This window comes from Neobacillus sp. FW104-15D2 (genome assembly GCF_058790155.1).
In genome coordinates, this window is sequence record NZ_JBYTCJ010000071.1 from 1 (window position 1) to 1,337 (window position 1,337).

Here is a 1,337-nt window from a genome sequence, read left to right on the forward strand (position 1 = left end):
TTCCTTCCTCCTCCCCCTTTTTTGGCTCTATTTCAGTGGTGTTTTTTTGTTTTTATCTTGTTTCCACGCCATACCTTTCGAGGAAAAGCTTGTCCAGTTCCTTACTTGCCTGGACAAATCCTGAAAGCCTCTTACTGCCCCAATTTGAGTTGTACTCCTGACAGGTAAGAAATACGATTTTTTCTACTGCTTCCACACTAGGGAGGCTGTTCATTGTCTTTAGCCTTTTCCTGATCTCCTTATTGGTTCGTTCAATTAAATTGGTTGTATAGATGTACTTCCTGATTTCCTTTGGATACTTATAAAAAGAGAGGAGGACAGGCAGATCATTTTGCCAGGATTCTATTTCTCTCTTATATTTTTTCCCCCATTTCTTTTTAGCTTCCTCAAAGGCCTTTTCTGCTTCTTCCCGATTATTTGCCTGATAGATTTTACGGAAGTCAGCTGCGATCTCTTCCTGGTCTACTTTCCGCACCTTAGACATGAGGTTACGCATTTTATGAACAACACATCGTTGTACGTCTGCTTTCGGAAAGGTGGCTTTAAAAGCGTTTTCCAATCCAGTTAAACCATCAAAAATGCCCATCATTACTCGTTTTACACCTCTTGCAGGCAGGGTATTCAGGATTTCACTCCAGCCAATAGCCGATTCGGTTCCACCTACATGAAAACCTAAAATTTCCCTCTGACCTTCAAGGGTTAGGCCTAAAACGATGTAAATGGCTTCTTTTTCCACTGTATCTCGGCGTACCCCAAAATAGAGGCCATCGAGATAGAGTGCCTGATAGTTTTCTTTCAGGGGGCGGGATTGCCAAACATCAATATCCTCCCTGATCTTCTCAGTAATATTGGAAATAGTTCCGGCTGAATACTTTTTCCCATCTAGCAATCTTGCCACGAACTTACCGACCTGCCTGGTGCTTACTCCGTTCTGATAAAGGGCTAGAACGGCTTCTTCGAGCCATCCATCTCGTCGTTGATAAGGCTGAAAAACGGCCGTTTGAAAGTCGCCATTCCGGTCACGAGGAACAGTTAAATCTTCGATACGGCCAAATTTCGTTTCAAAAATACGTTGGTAAAACCCATTTTTCGAATTGTGAATGCCTTCCTGTTCATTTTCAAGAAAGTTCTTAATTTCTTCTCGCATAATGATTTCAAGTTTGTCTTTTACAAACTCTCTCACCATGCTTTCTATTTGCTTTCCAAAATCTAATTGCGCTATATTATTGTTAGTCATAAGACAAAGTCTCCTCTCATATGGTTCTGGACAAACCGAGAGTACTTTGTCTTATTTTTTTTGTCTACTTTTTTGCTTACACATACTTTTATACATCATC

The 1,337-nt window shown here is 40.8% G+C and carries 1 protein-coding gene; it reads right to left on the reverse strand.

Annotation, left to right across the window (positions count from 1 at the left end):
* Positions 1 to 52: 52 nt before the first annotated feature.
* Positions 53 to 1,237, reverse strand: coding sequence for an IS256 family transposase (locus AC3WR0_RS25345; RefSeq protein WP_492554845.1), 1,185 nt, complete (start codon positions 1,235 to 1,237; stop codon positions 53 to 55).
* Positions 1,238 to 1,337 lie beyond the last annotated feature (100 nt).